At 40.8% G+C, this 17,090-nt stretch carries 16 protein-coding genes; 4 read left to right on the top strand and 12 right to left on the bottom strand.

Going from position 1 to position 17,090, the window contains the following annotated elements:
- Nucleotides 1–344: 344 nt before the first annotated feature.
- On the top strand, nt 345–1,286 hold the full coding sequence (locus tag NSS87_RS03630; protein WP_339244834.1) for an AraC family transcriptional regulator: 942 nt from the start codon (nt 345–347) through the stop codon (nt 1,284–1,286).
- A gap of 17 nt (nt 1,287–1,303) precedes the next feature.
- Here the strand turns inward: NSS87_RS03630 and NSS87_RS03625 are convergent, their stop codons facing one another.
- The 3 genes from NSS87_RS03625 to NSS87_RS03615 form a co-directional block, all read right to left on the bottom strand.
- Entirely contained in the window at nt 1,304–2,026 is a 723-nt protein-coding gene (locus tag NSS87_RS03625) for an MBL fold metallo-hydrolase (RefSeq protein WP_339244832.1), read from the bottom strand.
- 207 nt (nt 2,027–2,233) lie between these two features.
- A complete protein-coding gene (locus NSS87_RS03620) occupies nt 2,234–4,150 on the bottom strand; it encodes a hypothetical protein (RefSeq protein ID WP_339244830.1) in 1,917 nt (638 codons plus the stop codon).
- A gap of 315 nt (nt 4,151–4,465) precedes the next feature.
- Nucleotides 4,466–4,825, bottom strand: coding sequence for a helix-turn-helix domain-containing protein (locus NSS87_RS03615; protein ID WP_339244827.1), 360 nt, complete (start codon nt 4,823–4,825; stop codon nt 4,466–4,468).
- Between the two features lie 220 nt (nt 4,826–5,045).
- Here NSS87_RS03615 and NSS87_RS03610 point away from each other — a divergent pair, with 220 nt between their 5' ends.
- Nucleotides 5,046–5,579 carry an NAD(P)H-dependent oxidoreductase gene (locus NSS87_RS03610; protein ID WP_339244824.1) on the top strand — a complete coding sequence of 178 codons (534 nt, stop codon included), beginning with the start codon at nt 5,046–5,048 and terminating at the stop codon, nt 5,577–5,579.
- A gap of 62 nt (nt 5,580–5,641) precedes the next feature.
- Here the strand turns inward: NSS87_RS03610 and NSS87_RS03605 are convergent, their stop codons facing one another.
- The gene (locus NSS87_RS03605; RefSeq protein WP_339244821.1) at nt 5,642–6,808 is read right to left on the bottom strand and encodes a DUF4317 domain-containing protein; all 1,167 of its coding nucleotides are present in this window, start codon (nt 6,806–6,808) and stop codon (nt 5,642–5,644) included.
- Between the two features lie 158 nt (nt 6,809–6,966).
- Nucleotides 6,967–8,088: an FAD-binding oxidoreductase gene (locus NSS87_RS03600; protein ID WP_339244819.1), complete on the bottom strand. Its 1,122-nt coding sequence runs from the start codon at nt 8,086–8,088 to the stop codon at nt 6,967–6,969.
- 169 nt (nt 8,089–8,257) lie between these two features.
- On the opposite strand from NSS87_RS03600, the gene NSS87_RS03595 reads away from it, so the two are divergent.
- Nucleotides 8,258–9,445, top strand: coding sequence for an ABC transporter permease (locus NSS87_RS03595; protein ID WP_339244817.1), 1,188 nt, complete (start codon nt 8,258–8,260; stop codon nt 9,443–9,445).
- A gap of 46 nt (nt 9,446–9,491) precedes the next feature.
- Nucleotides 9,492–10,031, top strand: a complete 540-nt coding sequence (locus NSS87_RS03590; RefSeq protein WP_283910204.1) for a helix-turn-helix transcriptional regulator — start codon at nt 9,492–9,494, stop codon at nt 10,029–10,031.
- 77 nt (nt 10,032–10,108) lie between these two features.
- On the opposite strand, the gene NSS87_RS03585 is transcribed toward NSS87_RS03590, so the two are convergent.
- From NSS87_RS03585 to NSS87_RS03555, 7 genes are all read right to left on the bottom strand, one after another.
- A complete protein-coding gene (locus NSS87_RS03585; RefSeq protein WP_339244813.1) occupies nt 10,109–11,095 on the bottom strand; it encodes an iron ABC transporter permease in 987 nt (328 codons plus the stop codon).
- The gene (locus NSS87_RS03580; RefSeq protein ID WP_339244810.1) at nt 11,095–12,135 is read right to left on the bottom strand and encodes an iron ABC transporter permease; all 1,041 of its coding nucleotides are present in this window, start codon (nt 12,133–12,135) and stop codon (nt 11,095–11,097) included. The genes NSS87_RS03585 and NSS87_RS03580 overlap by 1 nt, the downstream gene beginning before the upstream one ends.
- Nucleotides 12,136–12,200: 65 nt before the next feature.
- A complete protein-coding gene (locus NSS87_RS03575; RefSeq protein WP_339244807.1) occupies nt 12,201–13,022 on the bottom strand; it encodes an alpha/beta hydrolase-fold protein in 822 nt (273 codons plus the stop codon).
- A complete protein-coding gene (locus tag NSS87_RS03570; RefSeq protein ID WP_339244804.1) occupies nt 13,019–14,029 on the bottom strand; it encodes an ABC transporter substrate-binding protein in 1,011 nt (336 codons plus the stop codon). The genes NSS87_RS03575 and NSS87_RS03570 overlap by 4 nt, the downstream gene beginning before the upstream one ends.
- A gap of 112 nt (nt 14,030–14,141) precedes the next feature.
- Entirely contained in the window at nt 14,142–15,254 is a 1,113-nt protein-coding gene (locus NSS87_RS03565) for a helix-turn-helix domain-containing protein (protein WP_339244802.1), read from the bottom strand.
- A 199-nt stretch (nt 15,255–15,453) separates the two neighbouring features.
- Nucleotides 15,454–16,314 carry a hypothetical protein gene (locus NSS87_RS03560; protein ID WP_339244799.1) on the bottom strand — a complete coding sequence of 287 codons (861 nt, stop codon included), beginning with the start codon at nt 16,312–16,314 and terminating at the stop codon, nt 15,454–15,456.
- A complete protein-coding gene (locus NSS87_RS03555) occupies nt 16,307–16,885 on the bottom strand; it encodes a sigma-70 family RNA polymerase sigma factor (RefSeq protein WP_052404147.1) in 579 nt (192 codons plus the stop codon). Before NSS87_RS03555 ends, NSS87_RS03560 begins: the two co-directional genes overlap by 8 nt.
- Nucleotides 16,886–17,090: the final 205 nt, after the last annotated feature.

Genomic DNA, 17,090 nt, shown 5'->3' with positions numbered 1-17,090 from the left:
TATTGTAAGGAGTAAAATGGTCTGATTCTAAGCATATTCATAACTAAACTGTGCAATTTCAACCATTAACTAGTGGTTCTTATATTTCGGGATTGACCGTGACTACAGAGAATGTTTGGACTTCCGGCCGCTGTTGTCTGCAGATTTCTTGATTTTATACCGCTCTTCGCGGTGGAAATCTGCAGACAAAGGCGGACGCTAACGCTCCTACAGTTCCAAACTTCTCCTCCGCCACTTTTTTCCTAAATTGTATAATATCAAGTTCTCTTTATATAGTTGAATTTGATATAACGTTAACCTATAATCTACTCAACCTACGTAATAAGAATGGGAGTATTGAGAATATGCCCAGAAAAAAGAAGCCCGTCATCGAATACCGCCACTACAGCTTGCCGATAAACTTCCCTATTCTACTGTTAAGCGGTGAACGTTGGAAGATTTCCGATATCAAAAGTGAACATCTCCATTTTCATAACCATTTAGAGATTGGCATTTGTCATTCGGATAGCGGCATCATGGAGATCAAAGGTGAATCCGTACCCTTTAAAGCCGGAGATGTGACCTTCATCCCTAGGTATCTGCCTCATACAACGTATAGTTCGCCAAATGAAGCCAGTCTGTGGTCTTATATCTTTTTTTCACCTGAGGAGCTCTTTCAGCATTCATTTAAAAGCGCTTATAGTGACTTCGAGCCAAATTTATGGGCGATCAAGGGAAAGAATTGTATTTTGAACAAGGAGGTACATCCCAAGGTTTATACCCTTGCGACATCGATTGTAGAGGAATTGAAGCACAAAAATCCTTACTATCAGGAAAGCGCCTACGGCTTATTATTATCCCTTTATATAGAACTGCTTAGAATACATTCCCGGAATGAACCCTTAGCAGAGCAAGAAACAGAGCATAACCTGAAAGGAGATTTTGTCATCTCTCCGGTTCTGGAATACATCACTAAAAACTACATGATGCCGATTACCATCAATGACCTAGCTGATCTGTGCCATCTAAGCACCACTCATTTTCGCAGAAAATTCCATGAGATCATGGGGACTGCACCTCTCGATTTCCTAAACAGCACCCGCATTGAAGAGGCCTGCAAGCAGTTAAAAAGCACGGATGCTTCCATCCTCTCCATCTCTGAACAAGTCGGTTTTCAGTCTATTTCTAGCTTCAACCGATGTTTCTCCAAGCTTATGGGCGAATCTCCCAAACAATGGCGTAAAGCCGCACATTCCGAAGCCCAATCTGCAAAAGCATCTATATTGGAGTTTACGGGGTGGGTATAAGGAAAGGGAGTCCCTGTTTACTTCACTTCACAAAATCTACTTAACACATGAATGATTTGATCCTTGCTCATAGGGGCGTCGTGCCCTGGGATATACGTAGTGAATGAAAGATTTTTTAAAAACTCAACATATTCCTTCATTTTTATGGGATCAATTTTACCTTCTCCATGATAATAATCTCCACTATGTGCATCACCTGCAAATAAAACCTCCGCTTCTTTAACATATACAACACAAGAGTCGGCTTCATGCGACCCTCCTACCTTGAGGATTTGGCAAGTGATGCCCCCTAAATCCAATGTTAAAGAATCCTCGAAAATAATCGATCCTGTGCTGACCGAAATCTTATCGAACGTATCATATTCTTTGTTCATACAGTTATAGGCGAATTCTATTTCTTCTTTTGTCTCTAAACGTTTTATAACGGACTCTTCATCCCATTTCCACGCTTTCAATCGTTTTAGTACCTCATTCGTTGCTGAAGATACTATGGTTTCCCCTTCAAAGGCATGCATGCCAAAGGTATGATCCCAATGCCAGTGCGTAATCAAAGCATATTTGGGACGAGGTAGATTGTGATCATCCAAACCCTTTATAAAGGCATCAAAATGCGATTTTGAATTACCACAATCAATCATAATTGAAAAGTTCTCACCTACAACATATCCCAAAACAGGTCTGTCTGTTTCCCTAACATTTTCTAAGTAATAAATAAAATCATTTATTTTTTTCAGTTCCATTAGATTGTTTTCTCCCCTTTAGAATAGCGGGTCATTTTGTAATTTAATAATGGATCCGCAAGACTTATTGAGCAAGGGAGAGTTTAGTTTTAGGCGTTCTCACCAAGAGCACAAGTCAATCCAACTCCAAAAAAAAGAGAGTCCCCCGGTAGCCACTTTTTTATGGCTACTGGGAGACTCCCTCACAATTAGGTTTTTGCTATAAGGTTATTTCGAATTCTTCATAGTTGTCGAACGAACTTGGAATGCTCCGTTTTTGTAAGCAAGAACAGAGGTTTCTACGCCTTTAATTACGGAAGTAGCTTCACCACGAATCGTTTTTGATGCAACAATCTCATAGACTCCGTTTTTATCTACATCAGAAGCCTTCATTGTATTGTAGAGCGAACGTTTGCCATTCACTTTCACGTATTCGTTTAGAAGAACTTTAACACCACTGTCTTTGAAGGATACTACGTAAGCATTGGTGCTACCGCTGTTACCGCCAGAGTATACAGTAATCATGACATCTTTAGATTTATCACCATTGAAATCGCCAACGAAGTTGATCTTTGGTTGGTAACCCGAGAAGTCTTTGATATTACTGTTGATCACTTTTTTAGTCTTACCTTCTAGAACGACGATATTGATATCTGTAACCAGATCACCATTAGCGGCATCCTTGTTACCAATCAGTAAGACATTATCCGCAACACCATTACCAGTTACATCCACTTGTTGTTTCGCAAGCAGAATTGTTTTTGCTGTTGTTGGAATTCCCTTAAGCTCAAAACGTTTGCCAACGGTGAAATCACTTGTTGTAGTTGTTGGAGTAGTCGCTGGCTTGCTATCAGATTTAATGGTTTCTGTACCCACAACCTTGAAAGCACCGTCTTTAAAAGTAAACGTTGTTTTTTCCTCACCTAGAACTATAGCTTCAGCGTCACCACGAATTTTTCTAGCCCCTACCAGATCATATACACCATCTTTATTAAGATCTACTTGCTCTAAAGTGTTGAAAAATGCTGGTTTACCATCCACAACAGGTTTTACACTCAAAAGCGGTTGTACCTTATCACCTGTGAAAGACAATATGTAAGCATCTGTCGTACCATTGTTACCACCGGAGAATGCTGTAAACATTACATCATTTGCTTTGTCCCCGTTGAAATCACCAATCCATTGAATTTCTGGTTTAAAGCCATCGAAACCGCTGATTTTTGCATCTTTCAATGTATTTGTTTTGCCATCGACAACAACCAGGTTGATGTTGCTTACATAACCAAGCTCATCTGCTTTGTCACCGATCAGATAGATTTTATCTTGGACACCGTCTTTATTAACATCGTTAACTTGTTTTCTGATAAGAACAGTCTTATCTGTTGTGTTAACACCTTGCAATGCGAAAGGTTGGCCAACAGTCAGTTCTCCAAGTGCAGGTTGTTTAAATGGATCTTCTTTAGTAGTTTCTGTTTTGCTAACTTGGAATTCGCCGTTTTTGTACGCAAACCATACTTTTTCATAGCCTGTTACCACTGAAGTAGCTTCACCATGGAGGATTCTGATTCCAAGCAGTTCGTTCACGCCATCATTTTCCACATCGACTGCTTCTAATGTTCTGAATAATGCCCGTTCGCCTTTCACCTTCAAATCCCCGCCCAGAATAATAGAAGGGGTATCATTCTTGAAAGTTACGATTCTAGCATTGGTAGAACCTTGGTTGCCACCGGAGTACGCAGTAATCATCACATCAAGTGCATGGTCATTATTGAAATCACTTACATAGCTGATTTTCGCGTTCAAACCACCAAAGTCTTTAATCCCTGCGTTTAACACTTTGTTTGTTTTGCCGTTTACAACGATGAGATTAATGTTGTCGAAATCAGGAGATTCATTTTTGTCGCCAATGAGATATAAAGTGTCTTTCACGCCATCCAAATCAAGATCAACCGTTCTTGTTGCTATCAATACTGTATTGGCGTTCGTTTTAACACCAGCTAGTGTAAACTTTTGTCCTACTTGATTAGTGGATGGTGCTACGGTTGAACTGGTTGTTGTTGCGACAGGATTGGCCATTGCTTGAGATGAGAAAGATGCGACTGCTGCTACACATAATGCAACGGATAATGTTTTCTTAATTTTCATTGTGTTTCCTCCGATGGTTTATAAAGGTTGGTGTCGAATACAATCTCATTATATTCCTAGAAACATAGGACAGAGTGACGGTAAGGTAACATTATCCTATTGAAATAAAACAATAACTAAATAAAATATCCAAATCAGAGGAACTTCAAGCACTAAATAATGCCAATTTCTTTGGGGGATAACGGTCGAAAAATCAATAGAAACGCTTTCATTGGCTATACCATGGGATTTGAACAACCCTACTTTTTTTTAATAGTTTGATAACAATTCTGTAAAATCAGTTTGATTCAAACGACGCGCAAACCTATTCAAAGGCTACAACGCTTGGAACTCCTCCAACAAGACGACCTCTTCTCCTTGTTCTTGTCTGATTCTAATATTTTCTTTTCCCCAAGAACACATAACGTCAACGATCTTATTGGCTGTAACGCCATATTCCGTGAGGCTATATTCGACTTTTGGCGGCATCTGCTGGTAAACGAATCTTTTGACAAGTCCATCCCTCTCAAGTTCACGTAGCTGCTGGATCAGAACCTTTTGTGAGATGCCCTGAATATTGCGCTGCAATTCACTTGTTCTTTTGGCATCGGACATCAATAAGCAGATGATCAAAGCTTTCCACTTTCCGCCGATGATTTCTAGTGTTGCCTCTATCCCTAGATTATATTGTTTCATAGAAAACACCTCGTTCATACGGATCTATTTAAACTTACCCAAAACTTCATTTTTGCATATATTTTTTTGTGAGTCTAGTACGCACTTCAAAGTAACCATCTTACTTTATTGTGTGTATTTTCTTTTATTAAAACCTGCAAGATAATGATGATATTCATAAAAATAAGGCACAGCATTTTGAGAAATACGCTTAATATAGGCCTGAGAATGGAGATTCATTATGAAAACACTGGTGATTGTGGCACATCCCAACCTTGAGAATTCGAGGGTCAATCAACGCTGGAAAGAAGAGCTACTGCAATATCCAAACGATATTACCATTCATGAGATTTATAAAGAGTATCCTGACTGGAATATTGATGTTCCTAGAGAGCAAAATCTAATGGAAGCCTATGACCATGTGATCTTTCAATTCCCTTTGTATTGGTATAGTTATCCGCCTCTATTAAAAAAATGGTTTGACGATGTGCTCGCTTACGGATGGGCTTATGGATCAAACGGCGACAAGCTTAACGGGAAAAAGTTAGGGCTTGCTATATCCATCGGCGATAAAAAAGAAAATTATCAACCTGAGGGCTCTGTTTCTTTTACCGTAGACGAAGTAATTGCACCCTTTAAAGCCAGTGCCAAACATGTAGGTGCAGAAGCACTACCGTACTTTGCTGTTTTTGGAGCTTCTTTTCAAGCGAGCGATGAAGAAATTAATACTAGTGCAAAAGAATATATCCACTATATCTTTAAGTACCATATTTGATACAAAAAGGGCTATCCCAAGTCTTGATCAAAGACTTTAAGGATAGCCCGCTATTAAAAAATCTAAAGCGTTTCTGTAGTGAGTGTAAATCCTTCGATCACAGCATCTTCGTCAACCTCAATCAAAATGCAACGTCTACCTTGATAATTCACTTGCTTCACATATTTCAAATCCTGCGGACTGACCGAAATCGTAGCTACCTTTGTTTCGATCTTTATCGATTTTGTAGTGAATTTCGGCATCACACTACTTGCCTTCATCTCATAGTGCTTGTCGTCTACGATGGTTTCAAACGCACGTTCCACTTTTTCTATCGTCACGTCTTCAACGCCGCTTACCTTCAGCACACGTTCTACATCTCTATAGTCGAGCTTAGGAGGTTCTTCTTCATCTTGGTTGGTTTCGATGACCTGGTGGATTTCCTCGTATAGCTGAGCAATGGTAGTCGCATCAAGTTGTTCGCCCGCCACTTCCTTCACAATGTCTTCGAAAATAGCTCTCTCTTCCAGTGCCGTCACGGATCTTTCGGCGTTCAAGACCTGCTCGATGAAATGCGGATCTGGAAAGTTCGATTTTCCCGTACAATATAGAATGCGGTTCACATCGGAATAATTGTCCGTCACGCTTGGGTAAAAGAAGCCCTGCTCCGGCGTACTTAACTTGACGATCGGATCTACAATGACATTGTACTTAAATTCCCTTTCCACATAATCAAATAAGAGAGCTTTCCGTTGCTTCTCCGTGGAATTCACGCTGCATAGAATAAACGGATGCGCGAACATTTCGTTTTTCTCACTTTCCTCGGCTTCATCGTTTCTATCTTTGGTGGGGCGGTAATACTGTCCGCGAACGAAAGTGATCACCGTATCACGTTCATAATGAGTATCCGCCATCATTCTGTCCACCAACAGCAGCATCAGGTCCTGCCATTCATCTGGATCCCCTGTCACCAAAGCTTGGTGAAGCATCACCTGCGCTGGCTCCTCCGCTTCCGCCTGAAACTTCAACTCGAACAATTTCTGATCCAGTTCGCCGGTCAAGAGTTTTTTGAAATTGCCCATATACAGCTCCTGCTTCTCTCTGTCCACCATTCCAAACGGCAGGCGCTCCCAATGATAGATCTCATTGCTTTCCTTCATAATATACACGTTGAGAATATCGTAAATACTCATTAAATCGTGATCCAGCTTAAATTGCTTGCGTATATGCGCGACTTCTTTCTTTATCATGATTCGTTAGACAACTCCTAGGAAGATAAATTGGTCTTTTCAGTATAAAGGATAAAAAAAACCTTCGCTATACTAGTTGAACTTAAGATTTTTCTATTAAGGTAAGTTCGTGACTCCGGTGAATGTTTGGACTTTCCCTCCATACGTGCTCGTACTAATCAATTTATCGCATGCTCTAATGCATAGTCTTCAAGCGGAATATCTACCTGTTGATTCATGGCTAGCTTGGCTAGCTGTTCACCAAGAAAGGGTCCCATCGTTAATCCCGATGAACCTAGTCCATTAGCAACAATTAGTTTATTCCATCCTTGAACCCTGCCCAACACGGGAAGAAAATCTGCAGTAAAAGGACGGAAGCCTACTCTTATCTCATTTAGGCTACAATCTGCAAGACCGGAAGCCGTTTGAAGACCTTTATTTAGAATTTCTTGCATTCCTCCTGCGGTTACAGCAGTATCATAACCTACGACATCATTTTCGTGAGTAGCACCTACCACGATATTTTGATCCGCAAATGCAAGTATATATTGATCTGTAGGCGGCATTACCACAGGCCATTGCCCTGTACTCGCTTGTTGAGCAAGCTTCAAGTGCATAATTTGAGCCTTCTGATAACGCACCTGGAGCATGATCCCAAGCGGATGAAGCAAAGCGTTAGACCAAGCCCCTGCGCACACAATCACTTCATCCGCTGTGAATGTCTGTTCTCCGACGCTAACCCCTTTAATTTCATGATCAGCATGCTCAAGAATAGCATCTCCCTCAATCATCTGCGCACCATTTCGCTGTGCCGCTCTTAGCAAAGCATCACGTAATTCACGTCCGTCCACTCTTGCTGCACCCGATACATGCAGTGCATGATAACCTTCCGACAATAACGGAAACTTCTCTTGTGCTTCAAGATCCGTCAGCATCGTAAGCTCACCTATTTCAGGGGCGTCCTCTCTGCGCAGTTCCGCTCTTTCTTTCATCGCGAGTAACTTTTTCAAATCCTCATGAATACATATCGCTCCAACTTTTGCGTATCCAGTCTCGGTTTCTCCAGCCTCTTGAAGCTCTTGAATAAGTGCCGGATAAAAGCTTGCTCCCACCTTAGCAAGACGATACCATGCTTTGTTTCTGCGTTGAGACAACCATGGACAAATAATCCCTGCTGCTGCATCCGTTGCTTGTCCAACATCCTTACGATCTATAATGATGACCTCAGCACCTAACTTACTTAGCTGATAAGCTGCTGAAGCCCCTAATATCCCTGCACCAATTACAATCACCTTGTTCATGTCCGAAGTCCCTTCAGTTATTCATTTTTTTAATCATTCACTACTTATCCATTGTATCTTAAATTTGACATTTATAATGAATTATCGTACTATAAACCTCACTCGGTTAAAAGTACTTTAATTAGAGTACTAAAATAAAAGTGTCATTCAGAAGAAAGAAGGTATACAGTTGAAGTTTTCACAGTTTTTGAAGTCCAAAGGAGCCATTGGTTCTATTTTTATGGGTGTGTTCTATGCCATTGCGATGCTTGGTATTTTCTTACCAGGGTATACAGCACTTCCAGGGAACATGGATGATTTAAAAATTGCTATCGTCAACGATGATGCAGGTAAATATGGGGCTCAGATTTCGAGTCAGTTTTCGGAGAGCTTACCATTCAAAACGATAAAAACCGATGTATCGAATAAAAAGGCGATGGATGAATTAGAGCATAATAAGTTAGCTCTAGTTGTCCATATTCCAGAAGAATTTTCCGCCAACGTTCAAAGCGGTAAGGTATCCGCAAGTATTGATTTCACAGTCAACGAAGCCTCTGCCACCATGGTATCTTCAGCCATGTCTTCTGTTGTAGGAGAAATTAACAAACAATTAAGCGCGAACTTCTCAGAGCAAACCGCAAAAGGTGTGTTAATGAACTTTAACGTACCAGAAGAACAAGCAACCGCAATGGCTACACAAATTGAAAATAGTTATGTCGGGAATTATGTTGTCATCAATGATGTTCCGGACGGCATGCACAACAACATGCTACCTATGTTCTTAACTATGGCTGGTTATGTTGGGGCAATGATTGCATCCATGCAATTAGTTGCTTCTTTTAAAGCGAACCGCGGGAAAGCGAGCAAGACAAAACTGTTTATGTTCGTTCAATTAACAGCTTTATTAATCGCTGTATTATCAACAGTCGTTGCTTTAGCCATAGCATTCTCTATTGCAGATGTAGACCTATCCTTACTGTTACCAGTTGGTGCTCAGCAAATTCTAATGTATATGGCTGCATTTAACGTATGTGCGATTATGGTCTTCCTAGTTGGCGAAGGCGGTATGGTCTTAAATATTCCAATCCTGCTCATGCAAACCATCGCCAATGGTGCTACCATGCCTCGTGATATGATGTATACACCATACGATTGGTTCGGCCGCATCACACCGATGTATTATTCTGTACAAGCTTATTTGGCACAAATGTTTGGTTCCATCAGTCCAGCACCCTTCTTATGGGGATTAGCAGGCGTATTTGCCGGGGCTATGATGATTAACATTGTAATCGTCCGGTTTGTTCATAAACCTGTACCTCTGACTAAAGAAACTATACTGCCCGTTGAAATTAAAAATACAGCTGAAATAACCGCCTAGGTTTGGTAAGATAGAGTTTAGCCAACAATTAGGAGTGGGTTCTGTGATGTCAATTCAAATTTATATCTTAAGTAAGTTAATGGATGAAAATAATTATCCTTATAAATTAAAAAAAGAACTATCCACCCCTATTCCTTTTGATAAATTGCTCAATCTATCTGAAAGCAAGCTATATTATCACTTTGAATCTCTTTCGAAACAGGGCTTAGTTGAACAGGTAGAGATTATCAAAGAAGAACATCGCCCAGACAAACAGGTGTTTTCCATTACTGATAAAGGGCGTAAAGAACTCCCGCTCAAAATTTATAAGGTAATAGAAAATGCAGAATCTATTTCAGAGATGATTGTCGCTCTTGTGAATCTTCGTTTTGTAGAGACTGATAAAGTGATCCCTATTATCGAGAAGAAAATTGAACAGTCACTGATAAGAAAAGATCAATTAAATCAAATTTACCATCAAATAGATGTAGTTAGCTCCACTCGTGAAGTCGTAGATTTCATGGAAAGCTACTACGTTTCTCAACTAGAGCAATCTATTCACTGGTGGAAAGATCTTTTAGAAAAACTGAAAACGAAAACGATATAAAAAAGAATGCCTTGGATTATAGCATAATCAAGGCATTCTTTTTTTATATCCAGCACCAATCGCAAAGCTTTTTTCAATTATTCACTTTTAATCAATAAATATAAGAAGTATGGAGCACCGATTAAAGCCACGATTACTCCTGCTGGTATTTCAGTATTGGCTACTACCATTTTACCAAGCGCATCTGCAATAACAACTAATCCTCCACCTATTAATAGGCATGCGGGAATCATTATTTTATGACCACGAAAGAGTCGTCTAACTAAATGTGGAACTACTAAACCTACGAATCCAATACTTCCACTAACGGCAACCGCTGGTGCCGCTAATAATACACTACACACTAAAAACCAAACGCGATATTTATTTAAAGATACCCCTAAACTAATGACTACAGGATCGTTAAGCCTTAGCACATCCAATATAAGATGGCTCCGAATTAATAAAGGTACAATAATAAGTAACCAAGGTAGCATAGCATATACGTGTTTCCAATTACTATTCCCAATGTTTCCAGCCAGCCACACCTTGATCATTTGATATTGCGAAGGATCTAGTACGAAGGTTAGCACAATTAAACATGCACTAATCGCAGCCGCAATAGCAATACCTGTGTAAATTAATCGAATGGGAATAATGCCCTGATTACGATCATAGGAAAGCAAAAATAAGAGAGCCACAACGATAAATCCACCCAATAGGGCATAGAATGGCTGAACATAAGTATGTAAGCCGGTAGAGCTATTTTGTAACAGCAAAAATAACATCATGGATAATCCAGCTCCAGCATTTATCCCCAGTATGCCCGGGTCCGCTAAAGCATTTCGGCTTATCGCTTGTAGCAGCATTCCTGCTATCGCCAACGCGCCACCCACTAGAAACCCCAATATCATTCGAGGAATACGAAACTGAAAAAGTACAAGCTCCTGCCTCGATGTTCCATTTCCTAATAGGGTTTGCCATAACTCTTGTAAGCTTAAGCTGCTTTGACCAGTAGATACACTATATATAAAGCCTAGCAGTAAAATGATAGCTATGATTATAAATTTCCATCGCAGCTTCATTATAGTTCCCGCCTTTCTTTACGTGCCAAATATAGAAAGAACGGAACTCCAATAACTGCAATTACAGCACCTACAGGTATTTCATAAGGGGCATTTACGATACGTGCCACTAAATCAGCAAGCACAACAAGGATGGCCCCCAGAACTGCGGATAATGGAATAATATAACGATAATCTACACCCACTATGTAACGTACCAAGTGCGGAGCAATTAAGCCAACAAAGCTTACAGATCCAGCTAAAGCACATGAAATCCCAGCTGACATAAAAGCGGATAAAAGCGCGAGGTTCTTGATAAGCTTAATATTAACGCCTAGACCTTCCGCTGTCTCATCCCCTACAGATAATATGGTAATCGACTTTGAAATTACTATGGCAAGTAATAGAGCAAGGAGCATCCAAGGCAACATTTGCTGTAAATGAGCCATACTAATCCCACTTAAACCTCCTCCATACCAAAAGGCCACCTGCTGTGCCACTGAAAAAAAGATACTTATGCCTTCACTTAAGGCAGTTAGCATAGCAGATATGGCAGCACCCGCCAGTACAAGTCGAATAGGTGTCATTCCTCGTTTACTTAATAAGCCAACACTAAAGACTAAACCCGCTCCCAATCCCGCACCTAGAATACAGAGCCAAAGTGTGCCTGTAAATGTAAGCGTAGGCAGGAAAACCATAGCAATAACTAGCGTGACACCTGCTCCAGCATTTAATCCAAGAATCCCCGAATCCGCTAAAGGATTGCGACTAATCCCTTGAATAATCGCTCCACTTACTGCAAATCCAGCGCCTGTTGCCATAGCGGCAAGTACTCGGGGTAAACGAATCGACTGGATCACCTGATGGGTAGAAGCCTTATCATCAAAAGCAATGATCGACATGAATACATCTGCAAAGGGTATTTTTTTCGCGCCAAGGGCCATAGCAAGCACTAATACGCCTATTAATAGGAGGAGCATGAAGATTAGCAATAATAAAAAGGAAAGCTTTTTTTCTCCTGTTAGAGATGATTTCTGAACATTTGTGACCAATATTTCCAACCCTTTCCCTTCACTTACAAAAAGAGCCAGCCAAGGGCCAGCTCAGATGCAAACGAATATAATTTCTAACGCAAGTCAGAGGATGTTGTAAGCAAAAATTTGACGGCTCGACTAATCGCACCCGAGATTACGCTCACATGCTCCTCTTGCGCAAGCAATGCCCAGCTTACTTCGAAGCTTGGAATGTGTAAGGACATCATGCTGTTACATAGATCCAAGCTATCCTTGACCATATAATCCAGCTCTTCTCCACCGGCAATCATAAGCGTTTTAGGTAAATGACTTAACGTATTGCTGTGTAAATCAGCTTTAAAATTCTCATACTCATTTAATAGTGAATAATCATTCCACCAGATGGAAGCACTACTTGCAATATAATGCGAAAACAAGGTAGGTTGTGTAAACAAGGCATGCAGAACAAATAATCCGCCAAAGGAATGACCAAACAATGCTTGCTTCTGCTCATTTATAACGAACCGCTGGGCAATGGCTGGCATTAACTCTTTTTCAAAAAAAGCAAGCAGCTCATCTGCCCCGCCAAATTCAGGCCAAGGCTCCCCGTTAGGACGTTTCGGTAAATTCGCAAGCTCGGCTGGCACGGTTAAATCATAGGTTCGACGCACTGTATCAAACGCTTCACCCCCAGGATAGCCGATGCCGACAACAATCGCGGGTGGATATCCTTTGGGCTTACGCGTCAGCAATCGGGTGATTTCAGCAGCGGTTTCAAAAAGTCCATTACCATCTAGCACATAAATGACGCCGTAGCCATCTTTTGCAGGCTCATCTAAAGGTTTGGCAATAAAGATTTCATAGTCCTTATGATTAGCTTTACTCGTAATCAGCATCGTTTCATAGTTGGGCTTTACATACGGTTTGATGATCATGGCTTTAGGAACTTCACGATATCGTCCATCGTCTTTTGATAAGCAATTAATCCGCTGGATCTCCAGTGATCGCCATCCACCTCGAACACTTTACCCGCTTGGACTGCAGGCAGCGCTTTCCATAAAGGACTAGCTTTAATGTCTGCCAGGAAGGCATCCCCGAGACCATCATTATCGTTAATAAAAATGTAATCAGCGTCTAAATCAGACAGCATCTCCAGCGAAATATCCGCAGACATCTCACCTTCTACAAGAGTACTTTGAGCAAAACCTAGCTCACTCAGCACATATCCCCCGTAATGGAAGTTACCCACTAAAAAGATCTTACGCGCATTCGCATTAATATAAATCGCTTTTTTACCGGCAGAAACACTAGCTAACTGTGCTTTAGTCTCTTCTAGCTTTGTATTATAAGCAGCAATAGCTTCTGTTGCCTTATCCTCTAAACCTAGCAATTTCGCAATCGTTTCTGTTGCTTCCACTACGTTACCAAGTGCATTCTTAAACACGTAAGTTGGAGCAATTTGCGAGTAGTTTTCATAAACACCATTTTGTGCATAAAAAGCTGTTGGGAATATAATTAATTCCGGCTCCAAATCCACTACAGATTCTGGAGAGGGAATACCATTAGCGAAGCTGATTTCTTCTACACCACTTAACGTATCCTGTAGATATTGCTGCGGTCTTTCACCCGTGGACCATTGCGCTACCGGGGTTACACCAAGCGTTACTAAGTAGTCCTCTAGACCAGGCGCATACACCTTTTGTACAGTTCCGGGAATGTTTACTGTATTGCCTACTTGGTCAGTTACTACAAACGCCTCTCTAGCCACTACTTCCGTTTCTTTTACAGCTGGTTCCTCCGTTGCGCTCGCTTCGCTAGTTGTTGCTGGAGTATCTGTTGCTTGCTGATTCGCTGTATTATTACTGCCGCAAGCTGTTAGTAGAATGGATAATAAACCAACCATTACAACATAACTTATTATCTTTGTATTAAACCCCTTCATGATTGACCTTCCCTCTTTCCTATTTTCTCAATAATAATCATTCTCAGTATTGAGTGTATAAGAGATAGGGCTCATTGACCATGTAACATCTTATGATTCCTCATGTACATTTTCAAGGTATCATCATCACAGCAACTTCTTCTAGCATCCGCTTTAAAGCTACAGGCGAATATTCGAACCAAGGATCTGAATGAATGACATAGATTTGTTGCTGTTTAATAGCCTCTAACTGTTTAAATCCAGCGTCTCTCTGCAAATGATGCCATGTTGCGCGTGACTCATCATCAGGGCATATAATCGTAAACAGCTTATCTACCTCTAACTCACCTAGCTCATCAAAAGTAATCTCGGCATTATACAGACGAGGCTGCTCATAACTAGATACCGCTCCCAAATCCTGAAATAGAAGATGCTCGATGCCTGTATTGCAATAAGCAAAAATTTGCTGCTGATAGATACGTATAACTAGAACTTTAGGTGGATTTGTGATCCACCCTAACTCGCGACAAACGTCTTCCAATCTTGTCCTATACTGAGTGATCCATTGTTTCGCTTCTTCTTGTTTATTTAATCGGGCAGCAAGTTCAGTTAACGCTATTAAGCAATCTTGTTTATCATCCAACCAATAGATTGGAAAATGATCCTCTATCTGTTTTACCAGTTCTGACGACAAATCTTTAGGAGAAATAAGAAGATCGATTGGCAAATGCAATAGCTCATTTGGGCTGCAATAATTTTTATTTTGGGTCAAGGTTACCTTATGCTCGATTTCTTGCGACCACAAATTATAGTAGTACGGTGTCCATTTTGCACTTAATGGTGCAGCAAACGGGACTACTCCTGCCGCATGTAAATACCCCATCATATTCCCAGTTACAACACCGATATTAGATTTTTGCTGGCTAGAATACATGGTTGGAGATATCCCTTCGACCTTTTTGAACACTCGGCTAAAATAAAACTCATCACTATATCCAACAGCTTCTGCTATAAACTTCAAGCGAACGTCTTCCTTTTGCAATAACTGTTTAGCCTTTTGAATCCGCAGCTGGGTAACGAACTCCATTGGACTTTGTATATATTCCTGTTTAAACGCTGAGGAAAAATAACTGGAACTAAGACCAGTAAGATCTGCTAAATGAGCCAAAGATAAGGGCTTCGTGAAATTCTTTTCTATGTATTTTCTAACCTCACTTAAATCTGTCTTTTGAGATTGTTTTTGCATTCTGTCACCTCTTTACTGCTTATATATTAATACAGCTTGATTAATTCGATGATTGATAATTATTCTCAATTATACTTTTGTTTTGGGAAGCTAGCAATGGTTGGAAGTGTATAGCCTCGTAAAAAAAAGACGCTCAGGGAAATCCCCTCGCGTCTTCTTTATGTGTATCTATGGGCATCTCTACCCTAAGTAGCCCTTCTTATTTTGAATCAACAACCGGAACGGAAGCTGGAGCTGCAACTACCCCTTCATTCTTCTGCAAGTTCTCTTTCACTTCTTCAGTCCCTAAGGACTGTACAGGAGCACCGATGCTGAAACTATCGATGATCTTCCCAAGTGTGGCTTGGTCAAAGTCTTCTTGAGCGTAAAGTTCAATGGTAAAGCCATCTTTTTCCCAAATCACAATTCCATTTGCAAAATAAACCTTAGTCCCGTTAATTACTTCTGTCTTCACTTCTTCCGTAGTACTGATCCCATTGTCGCCGCCCTTGGAGATTAGGAAATTAACAGCTTTATCCCCGGAGTTATACTGCACTTCAACCATGCTGGTCCCCTGAAGAACAACATTCACAAACTCATAGTCTGCCATCCAGGTTGGTGCCGGGAAGTTCATTCCAAGCTCTGCACGTGCTTCATCCAGGGTTAACTTAGCTGCAACCGGCAATTCAATGGCAACATTCTCCCCGCCTTTCCCCTCTTCAGATGGAGTCATTGACTGTGCAGCCGAAGGGATTTCCTTATCGTATTGCGTGATTTCGAGATTTCCTACTTCAAACTTTGCCATGATCGATTGGAACATATCCTGTGCATAGGAGGTTGCAGAGAATGCGCCACCTAGACAAATTACTGCACTACCAATCACTATTGCATTTCTCCAGCTACTTTTTTTCATTGTTATCCCGTCCTTTTTCTCTGATTTGGGTTCAAGAGCTCCATGGTCCAGCTTGTATACTAAACGGTTATAAATTCTTTCTTTGGCGGCTGTGTTATCCTGTTCAACATTCTCAAGCAGCTCTATGGTTTTGCTGAATTTTGTGAGATCATCATTTTTCTTATTCATGGTTGAATCCTCCTGCTTTTAAGGAAATATGCAGTTTCTTCAGACTTCTATGCAATACGACACCAATATTGGACTCACTGACGCCCATGATCTGTGCGACTTCGGAATTTTTCAGCCCAGCCCCATATTTCATTGCAATGATATTACGTTCCTTCTCACGCAGCTTGGAGAGCGCCTTAAACAGTGCTTGATTATTATCCTCACGAATCGCCAATTCCTCCGGAGACGGCTTGGGAAATATGAGCTCCAGCAAAGAATCTAGTGAGGTGTAGCTTCTTTTCTTCTGCCCTCGGAAGTAATCCGTCACAGCGTTCCTTACAATGGCAAACAGCCAAACCTCAAAATTCGATTTTTCTTCTGAAAAGCTGTAATACTTACACATCACCGTCTCAAACACCTGACTGCAAATGTCCTCTGATACGTGGTGGTTATTAATACGATAACTAATATATTTGTAAACACGTTTGTAGTACGTATCGTACATCCGGGTAAATTCCTCTTTTGACATCATGGCACCACGTGATCTTTCGATATTCTTGTAACGGTCCGCAGTACCCTGGATAACTTCCATCTTCACCCTCCTTCCACCTCACCTTCATCGAAAAGCTAAACAAATTGCGCAATTTGTTGTGAAGAAACTTACATAAGTTAATACGTAGAAAAGCCCAAACCATTAACAAATCTTTTGATAATTGTGGGATTAAGAAACCATCATACAACTTATAGTTCACCAAATGGAGACGGAGGACCTTTTTCAGCGATCGTTCATGGGGTTA

This window comes from Paenibacillus sp. FSL F4-0243, from assembly GCF_037963295.1.
Lineage (GTDB): Bacteria > Bacillota > Bacilli > Paenibacillales > Paenibacillaceae > Paenibacillus_AQ.
This window is presented reverse-complemented; position numbering and strand designations above follow the sequence as displayed.

Bases quoted from the DNA above. Each gene is read 5' to 3' on its own strand.
- NSS87_RS03630 (WP_339244834.1), top strand. From the start codon at position 345: ATGCCCAGAAAAAAGAAGCCCGTCATCGAATACCGCCACTACAGCTTG.
- NSS87_RS03625 (WP_339244832.1), bottom strand. From the start codon at position 2,026: ATGGAACTGAAAAAAATAAATGATTTTATTTATTACTTAGAAAATGTT.
- NSS87_RS03620 (WP_339244830.1), bottom strand. From the start codon at position 4,150: ATGAAAATTAAGAAAACATTATCCGTTGCATTATGTGTAGCAGCAGTC.
- NSS87_RS03615 (WP_339244827.1), bottom strand. From the start codon at position 4,825: ATGAAACAATATAATCTAGGGATAGAGGCAACACTAGAAATCATCGGC.
- NSS87_RS03610 (WP_339244824.1), top strand. From the start codon at position 5,046: ATGAAAACACTGGTGATTGTGGCACATCCCAACCTTGAGAATTCGAGG.
- NSS87_RS03605 (WP_339244821.1), bottom strand. From the start codon at position 6,808: ATGATAAAGAAAGAAGTCGCGCATATACGCAAGCAATTTAAGCTGGAT.
- NSS87_RS03600 (WP_339244819.1), bottom strand. From the start codon at position 8,088: ATGAACAAGGTGATTGTAATTGGTGCAGGGATATTAGGGGCTTCAGCA.
- NSS87_RS03590 (WP_283910204.1), top strand. From the start codon at position 9,492: ATGTCAATTCAAATTTATATCTTAAGTAAGTTAATGGATGAAAATAAT.
- NSS87_RS03585 (WP_339244813.1), bottom strand. From the start codon at position 11,095: ATGAAGCTGCGATGGAAATTTATAATCATAGCTATCATTTTACTGCTA.
- NSS87_RS03575 (WP_339244807.1), bottom strand. From the start codon at position 13,022: ATGATCATCAAACCGTATGTAAAGCCCAACTATGAAACGATGCTGATT.
- NSS87_RS03570 (WP_339244804.1), bottom strand. From the start codon at position 14,029: ATGAAGGGGTTTAATACAAAGATAATAAGTTATGTTGTAATGGTTGGT.
- NSS87_RS03565 (WP_339244802.1), bottom strand. From the start codon at position 15,254: ATGCAAAAACAATCTCAAAAGACAGATTTAAGTGAGGTTAGAAAATAC.
- NSS87_RS03560 (WP_339244799.1), bottom strand. From the start codon at position 16,314: ATGAATAAGAAAAATGATGATCTCACAAAATTCAGCAAAACCATAGAG.
- NSS87_RS03555 (WP_052404147.1), bottom strand. From the start codon at position 16,885: ATGGAAGTTATCCAGGGTACTGCGGACCGTTACAAGAATATCGAAAGA.